This window comes from Caulobacter sp. FV1ye6ST (genome assembly GCF_058681225.1).
Genome location: NZ_CM178733.1, coordinates 102,411 through 119,195, shown reverse-complemented (window position 1 = coordinate 119,195; position 16,785 = coordinate 102,411). Strand labels below are relative to the sequence as shown.

Below are 16,785 nucleotides of genomic sequence, written 5' to 3'. Positions count from 1 at the left end.
ACCTTGCAAAGGTTTAATCCACCTGTCGGGCTTGTAACTTCCCTAGCGGCACGACGAGCGCCACCTTGGCTCCAGGTTTTCACCAAAGAGCTTCGGGTAGGAGCGGAAACGGACTTCGTGGTTTGAGCCACCGCGAAGGACGGTCCCACCTGGGGTCGAGGCGCGGCCCCTCCGCGCCTCGTGAGAAGGGCCCCAGTCCATGCTGGGGCCCTTCGTTCCTTTTCGGCTCAGGCCCCCGAGGCGTCGGCGACCGTCGGGCCAGTGGTGTCGTCGGCGCCGTGCGACCACTTCTTGAGCACCGGCGAGAGCAGCAGAAAGCCGATCCCGATCACCACCGACACCAGGCCGATGATGTTGAAGACCTTCAGCGAAGCGGCGAGCGCCGCGCCGGGGTCCAGCACCTGGCCGCCGACCGTCTCGGTGGCCGCGAAGCCGGCGATCTTGCCGCCGACCCACTGGGCGATGGCCACGGCCATGAACCAGACGGCCATCATGAAGGACACCACCGCGCCGGGCGACAGCTTGGTCATCTGCGACAGGCCGACCGGCGACATGCACAGCTCCCCGGTGGTGTGCAGCATGTACATCAGCACCAGGAAGATCAGCGGCATCTTGAACGCGCCGTCGGCGAAGGTGGAGCCCCACTGCAGCAGCAGGAAGCCGGCGCCGACCTGGATCAGGGCCAGGCCGAACTTGACGACCGGATTGGGATCCTTGCCGCGCGCGCCCAGGAAGGTCCAGAGCGCGGCCAGTACGGGGGCGAAGATCAGGATCCAGCCGGCGTTCAGGGCCTGGGTCTGCGGGGCGTTGAAGCTGGTGTTGACCCAGAAGGTCGAGGCCGCGTCGATGCCGGCCTTGGACAGCTGCTCCGGCGTGGCCAGGGTCACCGCGCCGCTGAACAGTCGGACGGGCTCGCGGACGAGATCCAGCTGGACATTGGTCGCGGCGAACAGGCTCAGCGACGAGCCGGCCTGCTCGAACAGCGTCCAGAACACCACCGCGCCGAAGATCAGGAACACGGCCAGGGCGAGCCGCTCGCGCTCCTCCTTGCCGCATTTGCGGAACATGAACCAGCCGATGTAGCCCAGCGAGGCCAGGATGCCGATGTTCAGGGCGATGCCGACCACGGCGTTGAACTGCACGAGGAAGAAGATCCCGATCAGGCCCAGCAGGGAGACGGCGTAGATGGCCAACTCGCGGTTGATGGGACCCAGGACCTTTTCCTTCAGGACCTTGGGCCGAGGCGGCTCGGCCTTGCCTTCCAGCCAGGGCTTGCCCAGCACGAAGACCACGAAGCCGGCCAGCATGCCGACGCCGGCCAGGCCGAAGCCCGCCCACCAGCCGACGTTCACGCCCAGCAGGCCGCAGAGGATCGAGGCCCAGAACGAGCCTAGGTTGATGCCATAGTAGTAGAGGGTGAAGCCCGGATCCCGACGCGGGTCGCCTTGCGGATACAACTGGCCGACGATGGTCGAGATGTTGGGCTTCAGGAAGCCGACGCCCAGGATGATCAGCGACAGCGAGAACCAGAAGATGTTCAGGTACAGCGGATCGCGACCCGTCACGTCCAGTTTGTAATCGGCCTTCTGGAGGACGGCGGGCAGCGGCGCGCCGGCTGGCAGGTTCTTGATCTCGAAGTCGCCGGCCTTGGTCGCGGCGACATCATAGGGCTTGCCCGCGACCACCAGCTTGGCCACGCGGTCCTGTCCCCGGCCCTCGGCCTGGAATTCGTAGGTCGCGCCCTGATAGGTCAGGGTCTGGACGGCGGGCTTGCCCTCGATCGCCATGGCCAGGTGCCCCGCGACGAGCAGGATCGCGCCGAACGCGACCGCCTTGCGCGTGCCCAGCCACTTGTCGGCCAGGAAGCCGCCAATCAGCGGCAGCAGATACACCAGCGCTGTGTAGGAGCCGTAGTGGCCGGACGCGGCCTTGGGGTCGAACAGGAAATGCTGAGTCAGATAGAAGATCAGGATGGCGCGCATGCCATAGTAGGAGAAGCGCTCCCACATCTCGGCCAGGAAGCAGATGATCAGGCCGCGCGGGTGGCCGCGCAGCAGCTGGACCAGGACGGGAATGCCGGTCACGAGCGTGACAAGGATCCCCGCGGCGATAACGATATTCATACGCTAGCCTTGAACATGACGAGAGACGGGACCTGACCCCCCAATGGCCCTCCGCGAGCGGAAGGCCGCTGTTGTTAGGTTTGGAGCGCGTCCGGCCGGCGAAACCGTATACACTTTCGCCCGACGCGCTCCGGTCAAATCGCCCCATCGACCCCAATTTGGCGGGGAGAAGATCACGCGGCTGACGGTTTCACAAGCAACGGCTTGCCGCTGACCTAAACGGACCCATGTTTGGATTGGGAGCTTGGCCGCCGCCCCATGCGTTTGCCTCAGCGAACCCTTTTTAGGACGGGAGCCGCCATGAAGATCCCCGACGAAAGCCACCCCATCACCATCGAACGCGCCCCGACCCCCGTGCGCGTGCTTTTCGAGGGCCACGAGATCGCCGACAGCGACGACGTGCTTGTCCTGAAGGAAGCCAACTACCCGCCGGTCTACTACTTCACGCGGGCGGACGTTCAGATGTCGTTCCTGCGTCGGACCGACAAGGTGACCCACTGCCCCTACAAGGGCGACGCCAACTACTTCACCATCTATCGCGACGCCAAGGTCATCGAGAACGCTGTCTGGACCTACGAGGACCCGTTCTCGGCGGTGGGGCGGATCGCGGATCGCGTGGCCTTCTATCCCGAGCATGTCGCGTTCGAACTGGGCGAGCGCACGACCCCCGAGGCCGAAGCCGCCAGCGTCGACGACGTGGTCCGCCACACCGACAGCGGTTCGGGGGCCAGCCAGGCCCCGCATTGGCCGCCGAACGTGGCCATGCCCGATTCCGAAAAGGTCGAGCGCGACGTCGACCAACCCTACAAGGGCGTCGGATCGCTTTAGCCGGGCTTTTAAGCCCCTGTTAACGGTTGGGAGCGTGACCTTGGGGCCAGCTCCCGTCAGAGGAGCACGGAGGAAACCATGGCCTACGTCTCATATGATCGGGCTGTTCACGCGACCCACCCCATCCGCCGCCTCGCCTGGGGCCGGCTGTTCGCGCTCGGGGCCGCCGTGAGCCTTTGGGTCGGGATCATCGTCGGCGTACGCGCGATCTTCTAGAGCGCGGATTTCAGGGCGTGCGGCTTGAAGCCACCGCGCCGCCGCCAAGGCGCGTGACCGTGATCCTGGCGACCATCCGTGCTGAGCGGGCGGGACGCAGGTCGCCCTCCACGACCAACTTGAACGGGCCTTCCGGGGCCGCCAGCGGCGCGCCATCGGCGCGATCGGCCAGGATGACGCGGTTGGCGCGCGTGCCCGGATCGGCCTCGGCCAGGCCAAGCGCCACGGCGTAGCCATCGCCGGCCTCGACCAGGACGACATCCGCCATCTCTGGTCCGCGCAGCGCCTTGCCCGTCGGCGCGCCGGCCTTGGCCAGCACATCGATCAGCAACGGCCCTTCATAGACATGGCGCTCGCCATGGCCCGCCAAGGTCACGGACTGGCGCGGCATGGCCGTCAATTCGGCGGCGCTCAGGGTGACGGCTTGTCCATCGATTCCGACCAGCGTCAGGCTTTGCGCCCAGACGGGCGTCGCCAGGACCGTGAACAAGACGGCGGGCAGAAGCGGTCGGAGCATCGGCAACCTCGTTATGTAGTCAAACCACATAACGAGGTTTTAGCCGGCCCGCCTAGCCGATTTCAGTAGGCGCAGTCGGTGAAGACGCGGCTGATGTCGCCCTGCCATTCGCCGTGATAGAGCGACAGCAGCTTGTCGGCGGGGGTGATCCCGCTGTCGGCGATCTGCTCCAACTCGCCCAGATAGATGGTCTCGTCGAGGAAACCGCCGTTGATGTGGGCGCGGTTCTTCAGGCCCGACTTGGCGATGGCCACGAAGTCCTTGGCGACGTCCTGGGCGGTGCGGCCGGCGACCGTCGCCTTCAGGCCCAGCTTCGGTACGTCGCGACGCAGGCCCTCGCGGTCCTCGAGCGACCAGTCCTTGCAGAGGTCCCACGCCGCGGCGAGCGCGGCGTCGTCGTAGAACACCCCGGTCCACAGGGCCGGCAGGGCGCACAGGCGGCTCCACGGGCCGGCGTCGGCGCCGCGCATCTCCAGATAGGTCTTCAGGCGGACTTCCGGGAAGGCCGTGGTCGTGTGGTCGGCGAAGTCCTTGATCGTGGCGATCTCGCCCGGCAGCTCGGGCAGCTTGCCCTCTATGAAGTCGCGGAAGCTGCGACCGGCCACGTCGATATATTTGTCGCCGCGCTTGACGAAATACATCGGCACGTCGAGCGAATAGCGGGCGTAGCGCTCGAAGTCGAAGCCGTCCTCGAACACGAAGTCGAGCAGGCCGGTGCGGTTCGGGTCGGTGTCGGTCCAGACGTTGGCGCGGGCCGACAGGAAGCCGTTCGGCTTGCCTTCCGTGAACGGAGAATTGGCGAACAGCGCCGTGGCGATCGGCTGCAGGGCCAGGCTCATGCGGAACTTGGCGACCATGTCGGCTTCGCTGGAGAAGTCGAGATTGGCCTGCACCGTGCAGGTGCGCAGCATCATGTCGAGGCCGAGATTGCCGACCTTGGGCATGTACTCCCGCATGATCACGTACCGGCCCTTGGGCATGATCGGCACTTCGCCGCGCGTCCACAGCGGCGAGAAGCCCAGACCCAGGAACCCCAGGCCCAGCTCGTCGGCGACGGTCTTGACCTCGTCCAGGTGCTGGCCGGTCTCGTCGCAGATGTCGTGCATGGTCAGCAGCGGCGCGCCGCTGAGCTCGAACTGGCCGCCCGGCTCCAGGCTGACATTGGCGCCGTTGCGCTCCAGCCCGATGATGACCTCGCCTTCCATGACGGGCTTCCAGCCGAAGCGCCGCAGGCCGGTCAGCAGGGCGTGGACGCCCTTGTCGCCTTCGTATGGAACCGGCGTATTCGATCCGAGATAGAAGCCGAACTTCTCGTGCTCGGCGCCGACGCGGAAACGCTCCTTGGGCTTGGCCCCTTGAGCGAAATAGTCGGTCAGGTCTGCGAGCGTCAGCTGACGATCTTGAACGCTAGTGGTGTCGGCCATGCAAGCCGTCCCTCCCCAGGGTGTAGTGCTACGGGAGGAGAGGCCCATCTCTCCGCCGACGGAAACTCGGTCACGCCCAGTTGGGCGTTTTCTTTGCGAACCTCAAGGGGCGACCTTCGCCATAATATTTTTACCGCCAATCTCCCGCAACCGCTTGCCACAAGGTCATGGCGGAGATGGCGGCCGTATCCGCCCGCAGGATGCGAGGGCCAAGCGACACCGGCGTGACGAAGGGAAGCCCCCGCAGGCGCTCGCGTTCCTCGGGGGCGAACCCGCCTTCGGGGCCGATCAGGATGGCGGCCGGATCCCCTGTCTCCACCAGGGCCTGGATCGCCGGCCGGGCGTCGCCGCCCTCGTCGCAGAACACCAGGCGTCGGGCCGGGTCCCAGGCGTCGAGGATCTTGTCAAGCTTCTCCGGATCGGCGACCTCGGGCACGTCCAGGCGGCCGGTCTGCTCGGCGGCTTCGATGGCGATGGCGTCCAGGCGTCCCAGCTTGACGAAGTCGACATTGGTCCGCCGGGTGATGGTCAGCCGCACGCGACGCGCGCCCAGCTCGGCGGCCTTCTCGACGATGGTCTCGACCCGGCCACGCTTGACCATGGCGATGATCAGGTCGAGGTCGGGTCCAAACGCCATGGGCCGGGCCTGATCCTCGGCCTTCAGCAGGCAGCCGCGCTTGGTCGACTCGACGATGGTCGCGCGCCACTCGCCGTCTCGGCCGTTGAACAGCAGCACCTGCGCGCCAACGCCCAGACGCATGACGGAGGTCAGGTAGCGGGACTGGTCGACGGTGGGGACGACGCCGGCGCCGGCGGAGAGGTCATTGGGAACGAAAAGACGGATCATGGCGTCCTTCTAGCGCAACTCGACTTTAGGGGGGTAGGCTCGCCGCCATGAGCAAGCACGACGACTACGACAACGAACTGATGCAGCTGCAGCTCGCCCTGATCGAGATGCAGAAGAAGGCCATCAAGGACAGCTGGAAGATCCTGGTGATCTTCGAGGGCCGCGACTCCGCCGGCAAGGACGGCACGATCGCCCGCGTCACCGAGCACCTGTCCAAACGCGCCACGACCATCGTCGCCCTGCCCAAGCCGAACGAGCGCGAGCGCAGCGAGTGGTACTTCCAGCGCTACGTCGAATACCTGCCGGCCTGTGGCGAGGCGGTGATTTTCAACCGCTCCTGGTACAACCGCGCCGGGGTCGAGCGGGTGATGGACTTCTCCACGCCCGAGCAGCAGGAGCAATTCCTGCGCGACGTGCCGGCCTTCGAGCGGATGCTGGTCGAGAACGGCCTGCGCTACGTCAAGTTCTGGCTCGACATCACCCGCGAGGAGCAGGCCGAACGCCTGAAGGCTCGCCGCGAGGATCCGCTGAAGGCCTTCAAGACCAGCGACCTGGACAAGGTCGCTCAGGACAAGTGGGATGACTACACCAAGGCCCGCGACGAGATGCTGATGCGCACCCACAGCGACATCGCGCCGTGGATCTGCGTTCGCGCCGACCACAAGAAGGAAGCCCGGCTCAACGTCATCCGCTGGCTGCTGCACGCGGCCGGCGACAAGAAGCTGGCCAAGGGCGTGGCCAAGCCGGATCCCAGCGTGATCTTCTCGTTCGAACCGGCGGCCCTGGAAGACGGGCGGCTGGCGCGCTAGCGCAATAATGAACTCGATCTTCCCGGCGAAGGCCGGGAAGATCGGTGTCTTGAGTTTAGCGCGCTCCGTACAGCGCCATGACGTCCCGGCGGAACGCGGCGCCGCTGTCGGGGCGGCTGTAGAACATGTGGCCGCCCGGATAGTTGGACAGGGTCACGCGGCCATTGGCCGTCGCCGGGATGGCGTCGACGATCAGGCGCGAGGCGAAGAACGGGCACGACAGGTCGTTGTAGCCGTGGACGATCAGCACCTTCAGCTTCGGGTCGACCGAGACGACCTTGCGCAGGTCGGTCACCGACTCGGTGTCGGCGCCGCGACCGCGATCCCACAGGCGGTTGACGCTGTTCGACAAGGCCTCGTAGCGCGCCTCCGGCTTCCAGCCGACGATGCGGGTGGTGAAGTCGACGATGGCGCTGGTGGTCGGGGCGATGATCGCGTCGAGGATCGGGTCGTTGACCTCCTGCTCGGGCGCGTTGGGGAAGGGATCCAGCGAGGTGACGTTACTGTCGTAGCGGCTGCCCAGGCGCCCCTTGTCGCGGAACACCTCGCGCAGGAACGACTGGGTCTCCAGGCGGCCGCCGGCGCGGCGGACATAGGTCGGATCCAGGCCCGTCATGGCCGAGACCTTGGTGGTCAGGCGGTCCAGGGCGGCGGGGTCGGAACCCTTCATCAGATCGACCATGTATTCGCCGCGCGTATAGTCCTCGACGGCCTTCATGTTCTCAGGCGTCAACTTGCCCTCGCGCTCCAGCTTGGCGGCGGCGATGGACGGCAGGGTCCACATGGCCGGCAGGGGCGAGACCTCCTGGCTGGCGCGGCCGGCGCTGGACAGCAGCGGCGAAACCAGCACGACGCCCTTCACGGCGACCCCCAGATCCGTCTGCAGCTCATAGGCTAGGCGCGGGCCGCGGAAACCGCCGTAGCTTTCGCCGACCAGGTACTTTGGCGAGGCCAGGCGCTCGGTCTTGACCAGATAGTCGAAGACGATGCGCGACAGGTAGTCGATGTCCTGCTTGACGCCGTAGAAGCGCTTCTTGGTCTCTTCCTCATTGACCAGCGTGCGCGAGAAGCCGGTGCCGACCGGGTCGATGAAGACGAGGTCGGTGAAGTCCAGCCAGCTGGCGGGGTTGTCTTCCAGCTTGCTGAACGACGAGGGGCTGTCGCCTTCCGCGCCGAACTGCACGCGCTTGGGGCCCAGGGCGAAGTTCAGATAGACCGAGGCCGCGCCGGGGCCGCCGTTGAAGGCGACGGTGATGGGGCGGCTGGGATCGCGCGGCCCGTTGACGATGTACGAGGTGTAGACCACCTCGGCGACCTTCTTGCCCTTTTCGTCACGCACCGGCAGCACGCCGACGGTCGCGGTGTAGTTGACAACCTTGCCGCCGATCGTCGCCGACTGCTGCACCGACTTGTCGGCCGGCAGCGGCGGCAGGTCCGACTTGGCCTCGGCGGCGGGCTTGTCGCCGCCCTTTTCCTGCGCCAGAGCCGGGACGCCGCTCAGCATCGTCACCGCGAAAAGGGCCGCTACGCTGGCCCGGAAACACTGTTTCATACTCACCCCTCCAAAGAGGACGGAATTGCTAAGCCAAGCGGAGAAGCTTCACAACCGCGTGCGGATATGACGTCCTGCTCGAAATAGGGAGAGACGCCGGATGAGCTCGACGGACGCCACGACGGCGCGAAAGACGGCCGCGACGCGCCTGGCCATCGGCCTGGCCCAGGGGATTGTCCTCTTCCTGCTGCAGAAGGCCGACGAGTCCAAGGCCTGGCCGGCGACGGCGCCGATGCTCTACGCGCCCTTGCTGGTCTGCGCCCTGATGGTCCCGCTGATCCCGCTGGCCGCGCTGTCGGCCATGCGGCGCGCGGCGCTGATCACCTGGACCGCCCTCGCCGCCGGCCTGACCGCGATCCTGGCCGTCCATGCCGCCTGGACCGGGGCCGAGCCCCAGCGCCTGGGCGCCGGCCCGCTGTCGCCGCCGATCTTCATCGCCGCGGCCGCCCTGCTGTTCATCGCCCACCATCTGGTCCAGCCGGCCGACGCCGCCCGCAAGCCGGTCGCGCCCTACGCGGACTATTTCGACCTGGCCTGGACCAACCTGATCCGGCTGTTCCTGTCCCTGGCCTTCACCGGCGCCTTCTGGCTGCTGCTATTCCTGGCCGGGGCGCTGTTCAAGCTGATCGGGGTCGAGGCGATCCAGAAGCTGATCGGCGAGACCGCCTTCGCCTTCCCGGCCACCGGCCTGATGTTCGCCGCCGCCGTCCACATGGCCGTACAGCTGACCGAGGCCCGCGCCGGCCTGGTGCGCGGCGTGCGGACGGTGGGCCTGACCCTGCTGGCCTGGCTGTCGCCGCTGATGGTGGTGATCGCCGCCGGCTTCCTGGCCACCCTGCCCTTCACGGGCCTGGCGCCGCTATGGGGCACCAAGGCCGCCACCGCCCTGCTGCTGGCGGCCGCGGCCGCCCTGATCATCCTGGTCAACGCCGCCTATCAGGACGGGATCGAACCGCCCTCGACGATCCCGCGTTGGGCGGCGCGGATCGCGGGCCTGCTGCTGATCCCGATCGTGATCCTGGCCGCCTACGCGCTGTGGCTGCGGGTGAACCAGTACGGCCTGACGCCCGACCGGGTGTTCGCCGGGGCCTATCTGGTGGTCGGGATCGGCTTCACGGTCGGCTATGCGCTGGCCGCCCTGAAGCCCGGCCCATGGATGAAGACCCTGGAGCCGACCAACCTGATCATGGCGGCGGTGTCGGTGCTGCTGCTGATCGCCCTGTTCACCCCGATCGCCGATCCGGCGCGACTTTCGGTGGTCAGCCAGGTCAAGCGCCTGGAGACCGGCAAGGTGACGGCCGAGAAGTTCGACTACAAATTCCTGCGCTTCCAAAGCGGGGCCTACGGCCGCCATGCATTCGAAACGCTGCTGCGCTCGCCGAACAAGGCCATCCGCGACGGCGCCGAACAGACGCAGAAACTCAAGAGCGCCTTCGACAATTCGACCCTACCGCAAGCGGACACCCCCATCATCCTGACGGCCGTGGAGGTTTTCCCGAAGGGCGCCAAACTGCCCCAGGATTTCATCACCCAGTTTTCGAACGCCAAGGGCCCACCACCGTTCTGCGGGTTGGTCGGGACGCCCTGCCGCGCCCAGCTTCGCGACCTCGATGGCGACGGCAAGGCCGAAGTGCTAATTCAAGCCGGCGAAGGGATCGCCGTCTATCGCGTCACGCCGAAGGCCTGGGTCCGCTACGGCTTCTTCAAGATGTCGGACTGCTACGCCAAGGGTGTCGATCCAGAGGCAGAGCGCCAGGCGTTCCTGGCCGATACAATCCAGACGGCTCAACCCGATATGCCCGACGTTACCTTCGGCGGGCGTCGAATCCGCATCGTCCCTGAAGAAAGCCGCTGCCTGATACCTGACGGCGATGAGACGGCGGCGGCGCTGCCAGAGGACGCCTCGGCGTACCGCACCAGCCGCGTCGCCGGCGCCGTCAGCCCCTAAACCACGCCCGCGCTGATCGCGTTCAGCCGGGCGTAGACCCCGCCCTGCGCCGCCAGCTCGGCGTGGCGGCCTTCCTCGACGACGCGGCCGCCCTGGAAGACCAGGATGCGGTCGGCGCCGCGCACGGTCGACAGGCGGTGGGCGATGACGATGGTCGTCCGTCCCTCCATCAGCGCCTCGGCGGCGGCCTGGACATGGCCTTCCGTCTCGACGTCCAGCGACGAGGTCGCCTCGTCCAAAACGAGGATCGGCGCGTCGGTCAGGAAGGCGCGGGCGATGGCCACGCGCTGGCGCTCGCCGCCCGACAGCTTGATCCCCCGCTCGCCGACCAGGGCGTCGTAGCCCTTGGGCAGGCGCAGGATGAAGTCGTGGGCGCGGGCCTTCTTCGCCGCCGCCTCGACCTCCTCGCGCGTCGCGCCGGGCTTGCCGTAGGCGATGTTCTCATAGAGCGAGCGGTGGAACAGGGCCGGGTCCTGCGGCACCACCGCGATGGCACGACGAAGAGAGGCCTGGGTCACCTGCGAGACGTCCTGGCCGTCGATCACCACCGCCCCGTCCTGCAGGTCGTGCAGCCGCTGGACCAGCTTGACGAAGGTCGACTTGCCCGAGCCCGTCGGCCCGACCAGCGCCACCCGCTCGCCGGGCGCGATCTTCAGCGAGAAGTGGTCGTACAGCGGCGCGCCGGCCGCCTTGTAGCGGAAGGTCACGTCCCTGAACTCGATCGCGCCCGCGCCCGGCTTGAAGTCCGGCGCGCCGGGCGCGTCGGCGATCTGCGGCGAAAGGCGCGTCCAGGCCGCGACGTCCTCGGTGTCGTCGATGCCCTTCTGCAGCATGCGGATGTTCTCGCCCAGATTCCGCAGATAGCCGCTCATCAGCATGAAGGCGGTGATGGCGAAGGCCACGTCGCCCGGCGTGGCCGTGCCCTGCGCCCAGCCCCAGACCATCGAGCCGGTCAGGCCGGCTTGCAGTACGACCAGCAGCAGGTTCTGGCCCAGCCACACATCGGTGAAGCGGCTCCAGGTGACCATGACCGCCTCACGCCAGGCGGCCGTGACCTCGGCCAGCCGCGCGGCCTCGCGCTGCTCGGCGCCGAAGCTCTTGACGGTCGGATTGGAGGTCACGGCGTCGGCCAGGGCTCCGCCGATCTGGGAGTCCAGGGCGTTGGAGCGCAGGTTGCTGGGGCGGACATAGCGCTCGGTGATCCACAGGTTCACCGACAGATAGGCGAGGACCACGACCAGCGACACCGCGCCGGCCAGGGGCTGGCGCAGCAACATGCCGATCGACAGCCCGACCAGCACGATGATCCCCGGCCCCAGCCAGATGGTCACCGCGTCGGTGACGCTGTCATAGCCCCACATGGCGCGGGTCAGCTTGCGCACGGTGGCGCCGGCGAAGCTGTCGGCGTGCCAGTCGGACGAGAAGGCCTGGACCTTCGCGAAGCCTTCGTTGGTCATCTCCTCCATGTTCCGGGCCGCCAGCGGGATCCAGAACCGGTGGGCGATGTTGCGGATCACCGCGAAGGCGAAATAGACGCCGACGAACACGCCCAGCGCCTGCCAGGCGCCGGCGTCGCCGCGCGGCTTGGTGGCGACAGTGTCGACCAGGTAGCCCGAGGCGTAGGGCAGGGCCAGGTCGAAGGCGATCGCCAGCAGGGTCAGGCTGACGCCGAGGCCGAACAGCACCGGCCGCCGCTTCCAGAACCGGGCCACGAAGCCCAGCACCTGGCGGTTGGACAACGCCCGCTTGCGGGCGCCGGTCTCGTCTTCATCCTCGAAAGCGTCGGTCATGGCGGGGAGATAGTGGTTTCCCGCCGCATAGTCAGCCCTGTCGTTTGGCCCGCCGCTTGCGCCCTCCGCCGAACGGCCGCCAGCGCAGGAACCACAGGATCGCCGGCCCGACCACCGGCACCCGCAGCATCGGCCGCACGGCGTGGGGTCGGGTCTTCAGGAAGCACAGCACCGCGCCGATCCAGAACACCGTTGTCGGCATGCCCGGCGTGACGATGCCCACCGCCCCGGTCGCCAGCAGCGCCCCGCCCAGGCCATCCAGCGCCCAGCGCTCGACGCGGCTCAGGCGACGGCGCGACTTTCGGAGGGGTTCAGGGGTCATGCGACGACGCTAGCGCGCCCGCGAGACGGTCGCAAAGCCTTAGAACGCCTCGGCCACCCCGCCCACGCGGCGCTGCGGACGGGTGTTCAGGCCGCGCCGGATCTTCGGGCCGAACTTGGTGGCCGAGGTCAGGCGCGCGACCATGCCGTGGTCGCCGGCCATGGCGAACAACTTGCTGGCGGCGGTCCACAGGCGGGTGGTCACCGGGTGCGGCAGGACGATGCCGGCGCCGACGCCGGCGACCAACAAGCTCCAACCGGAGAGACGGATAGCGGCGGTGGTCATGGCGGTCGCTCCTGACAATGGCTTGCAGGAAGACCTTCGGCCCATCGCGCCCACAAATCCAATTGATCGTTTCTCTCGGGAGGATCGATCTTCCCTATGGGACGCCTTCGAGCGCGCGGGTTAAGCCTCGCCACATGAGCGCCACCACCATTCTCCCCGACGCCGTCGCGACCAACTGGGTCGACCGCCACGCGCCCGAGCGCCTGCGGCCCTGGCTGAAGCTGGGACGCTTCGATCGGCCGGCGGGGATCTGGCTGCTGATGCTTCCGGGCTGGCAGGGCATCGCCTTGGCCGCCGCCGAGCAGGGCCGTTGGCCCAATCCGCTGCTGCTGCTGGCCGTGTTCATCGGCGCGGCCCTGATGCGGGCGGCGGGCTGCGCCTTCAACGACATCGTCGACCGCGACTTCGACGCCCAGGTCGCCCGCACCGCCATGCGCCCGATCCCGGCCGGACTGATCACGGTCAAGCAGGCCTGGCTGTTCCTGATCGGCTGCAGCCTGGTCAGCCTGCTGATCCTGCTGACCCTGGGCTGGGTGGCGATCGGGCTGGGCGTACTGTCTCTGGGCCTAGTGGCCGGCTATCCCTTCATGAAGCGGATCACCTGGTGGCCGCAGGCCTGGCTGGGCCTAACCTTCAACTGGGGCGCCCTGCTGGGCTACGCCGCCGCCACCCATCACCTGTCGTGGTCGGCGGCTCTGCTCTACGCCTCGGGGATCTTCTGGACCCTGGGCTACGACACGATCTACGCGATCCAGGACATCGAGGACGACGCCCTGGCCGGCATCAAGTCCTCGACCCGGCGCCTGGGCGACCACGTCCAGATCGGTGTGGCGGGATTTTATCTGGCCAGCTTCATCTGCTTGGTCGCGGCCGGGTGGATCGGCAATATCGGGCCGCTGTTCCTGCCGCTGGCGGCCTTCTTCGCTCTGCACCTGTCGCGCCAGGCGGCCGCCGTCCGCGTCGACGACGGCCCGGGCGCGCTGAAGCTGTTCAAGTCCAACGCCGTGGCGGGGCTGATCGTTTTCGCGGGGCTGGTCGCCGGGCTGTGGAAGCCTGGCGTGCGGTTCTAGAACGGGCCCTGGCTGTAGACGCGGTCCATGACCGTGTTCAGCTGGCGGATGCGGTTGTCGTAGCTGCGCGCCAGGCAAGCCTGGTTGCCGCCGCAGGCCTTGCGGGACGAGAGCCACGCGCGCTGGTCGTCCATGATCGCGCCGCGACCGCCCATCGGCACCAGGTGGCGGGTGATCCCGTACAACTGGTCCATCCGCACGTCCTGGTCGTTGAGGTCGCGGTTGGCGCAGATCGCCTTCTCGTCCGCGGTGCGCGCCTTGCGGCAATCGAAGCTGGCGGCGGCGGCGGGGAGCGCGGCGGCGGCGCAGGTCGCGGCAAGAACGAGAGCGGGGATCAGTCGGCGCATGGCGGCCTCCAAATGTGACGTCGGGTCATCCTGTCAGGCCTAAGCTGAATGTGCGATGATCGTTCCATGGCCGTCGCACCTCGCGTCAAACCGCAGGACCTGTTCACGCCCGACGAATGGACGCGCATCTCCGCGCGCTCGTCCTGGCGCGGGATCGCCATGGTCGCCCACGCCTGGGCCGTCATCATCGGCGCCGGGGCGCTATTCGTCTTCTTCCCCAACCCGCTGACCTATCTCCTCGCGGTGATGCTGATCGGCGCGCGGCAACTGGGGCTGGCCATCCTGATGCACGAGGCCGCGCACGGCGGTCTGCATCCGAACCTCAAGGTCAATGACTGGCTGGGCGAGTGGCTGTGCGCCGCCCCGACCGGCGCGTCCCTGGCCAGCTACCGCCCCTATCATCTGACCCATCACAAGTACGCCCAGCAGGCCGAGGATCCGGACCTGATCCTGTCCGCGCCCTTTCCGACCACGCGGGACTCGCTGCGCCGCAAGATCGTCCGCGACCTGACCGGCCAGACCTTCTTCAAGCAGCGCTTCGGGCCGCTGCTTGGGAAGATGAAAGGCTCGAAGGCTGTCGGGCAGCCCAAGGGCGCGATCTTCGCCGGCGAGATCGCCCGGCAGAAGCCATTCCTGCTGTGGAACCTCGGGATCCTGGTCGTGCTGTCGGCGATGGGTCTCTGGTGGGCGTGGCTGGCGCTATGGATCGTGCCGATGGCGACCTGGTTCCCGCTGGTCACCCGTCTGCGCAACATCGCCGAGCACGCCCTGGTAGCCAAGGACGAGCCGGATCCGTTCCGCCACGCCCGCACCACGAACGCCAACTGGATCGAGCGCGCCCTGATCGCGCCCTATCACGTCAATTTCCACGCCGAGCACCACCTGTTCATGCACACCCCGTGCTGGAACCTGCCGATGGCGCATCGGCTGCTGGAGCGGAAGGGCCTGACGGACGGCATGCTGACCGCCCCGGGCTACCTGACCGTGCTGAAGGCCGCGTCGAGCAAACCGGTCGCCGCCTAGAGCGCCCCGTGGTCTAAGGCGGCCATGATCGTCCAGACCCTGGAAGGCCGCCGCGCCTTCATCCGCGACAACACCCGCTTCCAGCCGACGCCGCACGCGCCGGAGCTGTCGCTGCACCTGGCCGACGAGATCACGCCGATCTGGAAACTAACGGAAGAAGCGCTGGAGGAGATCGGCCTGCCACCGCCGTTCTGGGCCTTCGCCTGGGCGGGCGGCCAGGCCCTGGCGCGCTACATCCTGGACAACCCCGAGACCGTCGCCGGCAAACGGGTCATCGACTTCGCCACCGGCTCGGGCCTCGTCGCCATCGCGGCGATGAAGGCCGGCGCGGCGAGCGTGCTGGCCGCCGACATCGACGTCTTCTGCGAGGCCGCCATAGGCCTGAACGCCGAGGCCAACGGCGTCGAGGTCGCCTTCACGGATATCAATCTGCTCGATGCGCCACCCCCGCGCGCCGATGTGCTGCTGGCGGGCGACATCTGCTACGAGAAGCCCATGGCCGAGGCGGTGATGGACTGGTTGCGGCAGGGCCGGGCCGCCGGCGCGACGGTGTTTATCGGCGATCCGGGCCGCACCTACTTCCGCAAGGACGACCTGGTGAAGCTGGCCGAGTATCAGGTCGAGACCACCCGCGAACTCGAGGACTTCGCCGTGAAGCGTACGAGCGTCTGGACTCTGCCTTAGCGGCGATTTAGAACAAATAAAGAACAATGTTTGAGGAGCGCGCCATGCGCGAAGACGGCAAGATCGACTACATCGAATGGCCGGGCGGCGACCTCCCAGCCACGAAGAGCTTCTATTCGGCCGCCTTCGGCTGGAGCTTCGTCGACTACGGTCCCGACTATGTCGCCTTCGAGGGCCAGGGCGCCGATGGCGGTTTCGCCAAGCCGCAGGAGGGGGCGACCGACCGGCCGCTGGTGATCCTCTACGCCCACGACCTGGAAGCCATGCTGGACAAGGTGACGAAAGCCGGCGGCGTGATCACCGCCCCGATCTTCGCCTTCCCGGGCGGCCGCCGCTTCCACTTCACCGACCCTTCGGGCAATGAGCTGGGCGTTTGGAGCGCGACGGGGGTCGAGTAGACGCGGCCTTCGACTCGCTCGCACAAAGGCGGCCGGTCTTTTGGGGGAATGACATGCGGGCTTGGGGCTTGAGCGTCGGGCTGTTGGCGTCAACTGGAGTGGCCTGGGCGGACGATCCGCCGCCCGCGCCCTTGCCAGCGGAAGTCCAGTCTCTTGAAGGCTGCTGGCGCGGCGCTGGCGACGTCATGGGCAAGGCGGTCGAGATCACCCTCGCCGCGAGGCCCGTCGCGCTCGGAACGATGCTGACGGTGGACGCCGACAGCCGCGCCAAGACCGATCCAAAGGACCGCTACGCCGCCCACCTGGTGTTCGGCGGCCGAGGCGCGGCGCCGAAAGGCGGCGAACCCACCGGCGTGTCCGGCTTCTGGTCCGACAGCTTCGGCGGCGACTTCACCGCCGTCGGCCAAGGCGCGGCCCAGCCCGGCGGGTTCGACATCGCCTACGCCTATCCGGACGCCAGCTTCGTCAACCGCTGGCGGCGCGACGGCGACCGGCTGACCTGGATCATCGTCGCCAAGAGCGGGGTCAAGGAGGCGCCCTTCGCCCGCTACGATCTGGCGCGGGCGACCTGCCCGGCGTGACACCGCCGCATCAAACCGTCA

18 protein-coding genes and 1 pseudogene are annotated in these 16,785 nt (G+C 67.7%); 9 read left to right on the top strand and 10 right to left on the bottom strand.

What is annotated here, in order from left to right:
- Window positions 1-227 precede the first annotated feature (227 nt).
- The gene (locus tag ACW175_RS00645) at window positions 228-2,123 is read right to left on the bottom strand and encodes a peptide MFS transporter (RefSeq protein WP_492102758.1); all 1,896 of its coding nucleotides are present in this window, start codon (window positions 2,121-2,123) and stop codon (window positions 228-230) included.
- Between the two features lie 141 nt (window positions 2,124-2,264).
- Window positions 2,265-2,342, bottom strand: a pseudogene (locus ACW175_RS00640) (hypothetical protein); the annotation flags it as partial.
- 81 nt (window positions 2,343-2,423) lie between these two features.
- Here ACW175_RS00640 and ACW175_RS00635 point away from each other — a divergent pair.
- Both ACW175_RS00635 and ACW175_RS00630 read left to right on the top strand, forming a co-directional pair.
- Window positions 2,424-2,951 carry a DUF427 domain-containing protein gene (locus ACW175_RS00635; RefSeq protein WP_492102757.1) on the top strand — a complete coding sequence of 176 codons (528 nt, stop codon included), beginning with the start codon at window positions 2,424-2,426 and terminating at the stop codon, window positions 2,949-2,951.
- Between the two features lie 78 nt (window positions 2,952-3,029).
- Window positions 3,030-3,167: a hypothetical protein gene (locus tag ACW175_RS00630; RefSeq protein WP_492102756.1), complete on the top strand. Its 138-nt coding sequence runs from the start codon at window positions 3,030-3,032 to the stop codon at window positions 3,165-3,167.
- A gap of 10 nt (window positions 3,168-3,177) precedes the next feature.
- Here ACW175_RS00630 and ACW175_RS00625 read toward each other — a convergent pair whose 3' ends face one another.
- The 3 genes from ACW175_RS00625 to ACW175_RS00615 all read right to left on the bottom strand — a co-directional run bounded on the left by ACW175_RS00625 (window position 3,178) and on the right by ACW175_RS00615 (window position 5,955).
- Window positions 3,178-3,684, bottom strand: a complete 507-nt coding sequence (locus tag ACW175_RS00625) for a molybdopterin-binding oxidoreductase (RefSeq protein WP_492102755.1) — start codon at window positions 3,682-3,684, stop codon at window positions 3,178-3,180.
- A gap of 62 nt (window positions 3,685-3,746) precedes the next feature.
- Entirely contained in the window at window positions 3,747-5,108 is a 1,362-nt protein-coding gene (locus tag ACW175_RS00620; protein ID WP_492102754.1) for a glutamate--cysteine ligase, read from the bottom strand.
- Between the two features lie 130 nt (window positions 5,109-5,238).
- Entirely contained in the window at window positions 5,239-5,955 is a 717-nt protein-coding gene (locus ACW175_RS00615; RefSeq protein WP_492102753.1) for a 16S rRNA (uracil(1498)-N(3))-methyltransferase, read from the bottom strand.
- Window positions 5,956-6,002: 47 nt separating this feature from the next.
- Between ACW175_RS00615 and ppk2 the strand changes: the two genes are divergently transcribed.
- Entirely contained in the window at window positions 6,003-6,764 is a 762-nt protein-coding gene (gene ppk2 / locus ACW175_RS00610) for a polyphosphate kinase 2 (protein WP_492102752.1), read from the top strand.
- A 55-nt stretch (window positions 6,765-6,819) separates the two neighbouring features.
- On the opposite strand, the gene ACW175_RS00605 is transcribed toward ppk2, so the two are convergent.
- A complete protein-coding gene (locus ACW175_RS00605; protein WP_492102751.1) occupies window positions 6,820-8,316 on the bottom strand; it encodes a S10 family peptidase in 1,497 nt (498 codons plus the stop codon).
- A 100-nt stretch (window positions 8,317-8,416) separates the two neighbouring features.
- On the opposite strand from ACW175_RS00605, the gene ACW175_RS00600 reads away from it, so the two are divergent.
- Entirely contained in the window at window positions 8,417-10,264 is a 1,848-nt protein-coding gene (locus tag ACW175_RS00600) for a DUF4153 domain-containing protein (protein WP_492102750.1), read from the top strand.
- Here the strand turns inward: ACW175_RS00600 and ACW175_RS00595 are convergent.
- From ACW175_RS00595 to ACW175_RS00585, 3 genes are read right to left on the bottom strand one after another with little or no spacing between them, the layout of a single operon-like run.
- On the bottom strand, window positions 10,261-12,054 hold the full coding sequence (locus tag ACW175_RS00595; protein WP_492102749.1) for an ABC transporter ATP-binding protein: 1,794 nt from the start codon (window positions 12,052-12,054) through the stop codon (window positions 10,261-10,263). The two genes, ACW175_RS00600 and ACW175_RS00595, sit on opposite strands and share 4 nt — an antisense overlap.
- Window positions 12,055-12,085: 31 nt before the next feature.
- Window positions 12,086-12,376 carry a DUF454 family protein gene (locus tag ACW175_RS00590; RefSeq protein ID WP_492102748.1) on the bottom strand — a complete coding sequence of 97 codons (291 nt, stop codon included), beginning with the start codon at window positions 12,374-12,376 and terminating at the stop codon, window positions 12,086-12,088.
- A gap of 39 nt (window positions 12,377-12,415) precedes the next feature.
- The gene (locus ACW175_RS00585) at window positions 12,416-12,661 is read right to left on the bottom strand and encodes a hypothetical protein (protein WP_492102747.1); all 246 of its coding nucleotides are present in this window, start codon (window positions 12,659-12,661) and stop codon (window positions 12,416-12,418) included.
- A gap of 134 nt (window positions 12,662-12,795) precedes the next feature.
- Here ACW175_RS00585 and ubiA point away from each other — a divergent pair, with 134 nt between their 5' ends.
- Window positions 12,796-13,731 (top strand): 4-hydroxybenzoate octaprenyltransferase, encoded by a 936-nt coding sequence (gene ubiA / locus ACW175_RS00580; protein ID WP_492102746.1) that lies wholly within the window; start codon window positions 12,796-12,798, stop codon window positions 13,729-13,731.
- Here ubiA and ACW175_RS00575 read toward each other — a convergent pair.
- The gene (locus tag ACW175_RS00575) at window positions 13,728-14,078 is read right to left on the bottom strand and encodes a lysozyme inhibitor LprI family protein (RefSeq protein WP_492102745.1); all 351 of its coding nucleotides are present in this window, start codon (window positions 14,076-14,078) and stop codon (window positions 13,728-13,730) included. The two genes, ubiA and ACW175_RS00575, sit on opposite strands and share 4 nt — an antisense overlap.
- A gap of 66 nt (window positions 14,079-14,144) precedes the next feature.
- On the opposite strand from ACW175_RS00575, the gene ACW175_RS00570 reads away from it, so the two are divergent.
- The 4 genes from ACW175_RS00570 to ACW175_RS00555 all read left to right on the top strand — a co-directional run bounded on the left by ACW175_RS00570 (window position 14,145) and on the right by ACW175_RS00555 (window position 16,764).
- On the top strand, window positions 14,145-15,101 hold the full coding sequence (locus tag ACW175_RS00570; protein ID WP_492102744.1) for a fatty acid desaturase family protein: 957 nt from the start codon (window positions 14,145-14,147) through the stop codon (window positions 15,099-15,101).
- Window positions 15,102-15,125: 24 nt separating this feature from the next.
- Complete coding sequence (locus ACW175_RS00565) at window positions 15,126-15,785, top strand: class I SAM-dependent methyltransferase (RefSeq protein WP_492102743.1); 660 nt, start codon at window positions 15,126-15,128, stop codon at window positions 15,783-15,785.
- A 44-nt stretch (window positions 15,786-15,829) separates the two neighbouring features.
- Window positions 15,830-16,183 (top strand): VOC family protein, encoded by a 354-nt coding sequence (locus ACW175_RS00560; protein WP_492102742.1) that lies wholly within the window; start codon window positions 15,830-15,832, stop codon window positions 16,181-16,183.
- An 83-nt stretch (window positions 16,184-16,266) separates the two neighbouring features.
- A complete protein-coding gene (locus ACW175_RS00555; RefSeq protein ID WP_492102741.1) occupies window positions 16,267-16,764 on the top strand; it encodes a hypothetical protein in 498 nt (165 codons plus the stop codon).
- The last annotated feature ends 21 nt before the right edge of the window (window positions 16,765-16,785 follow it).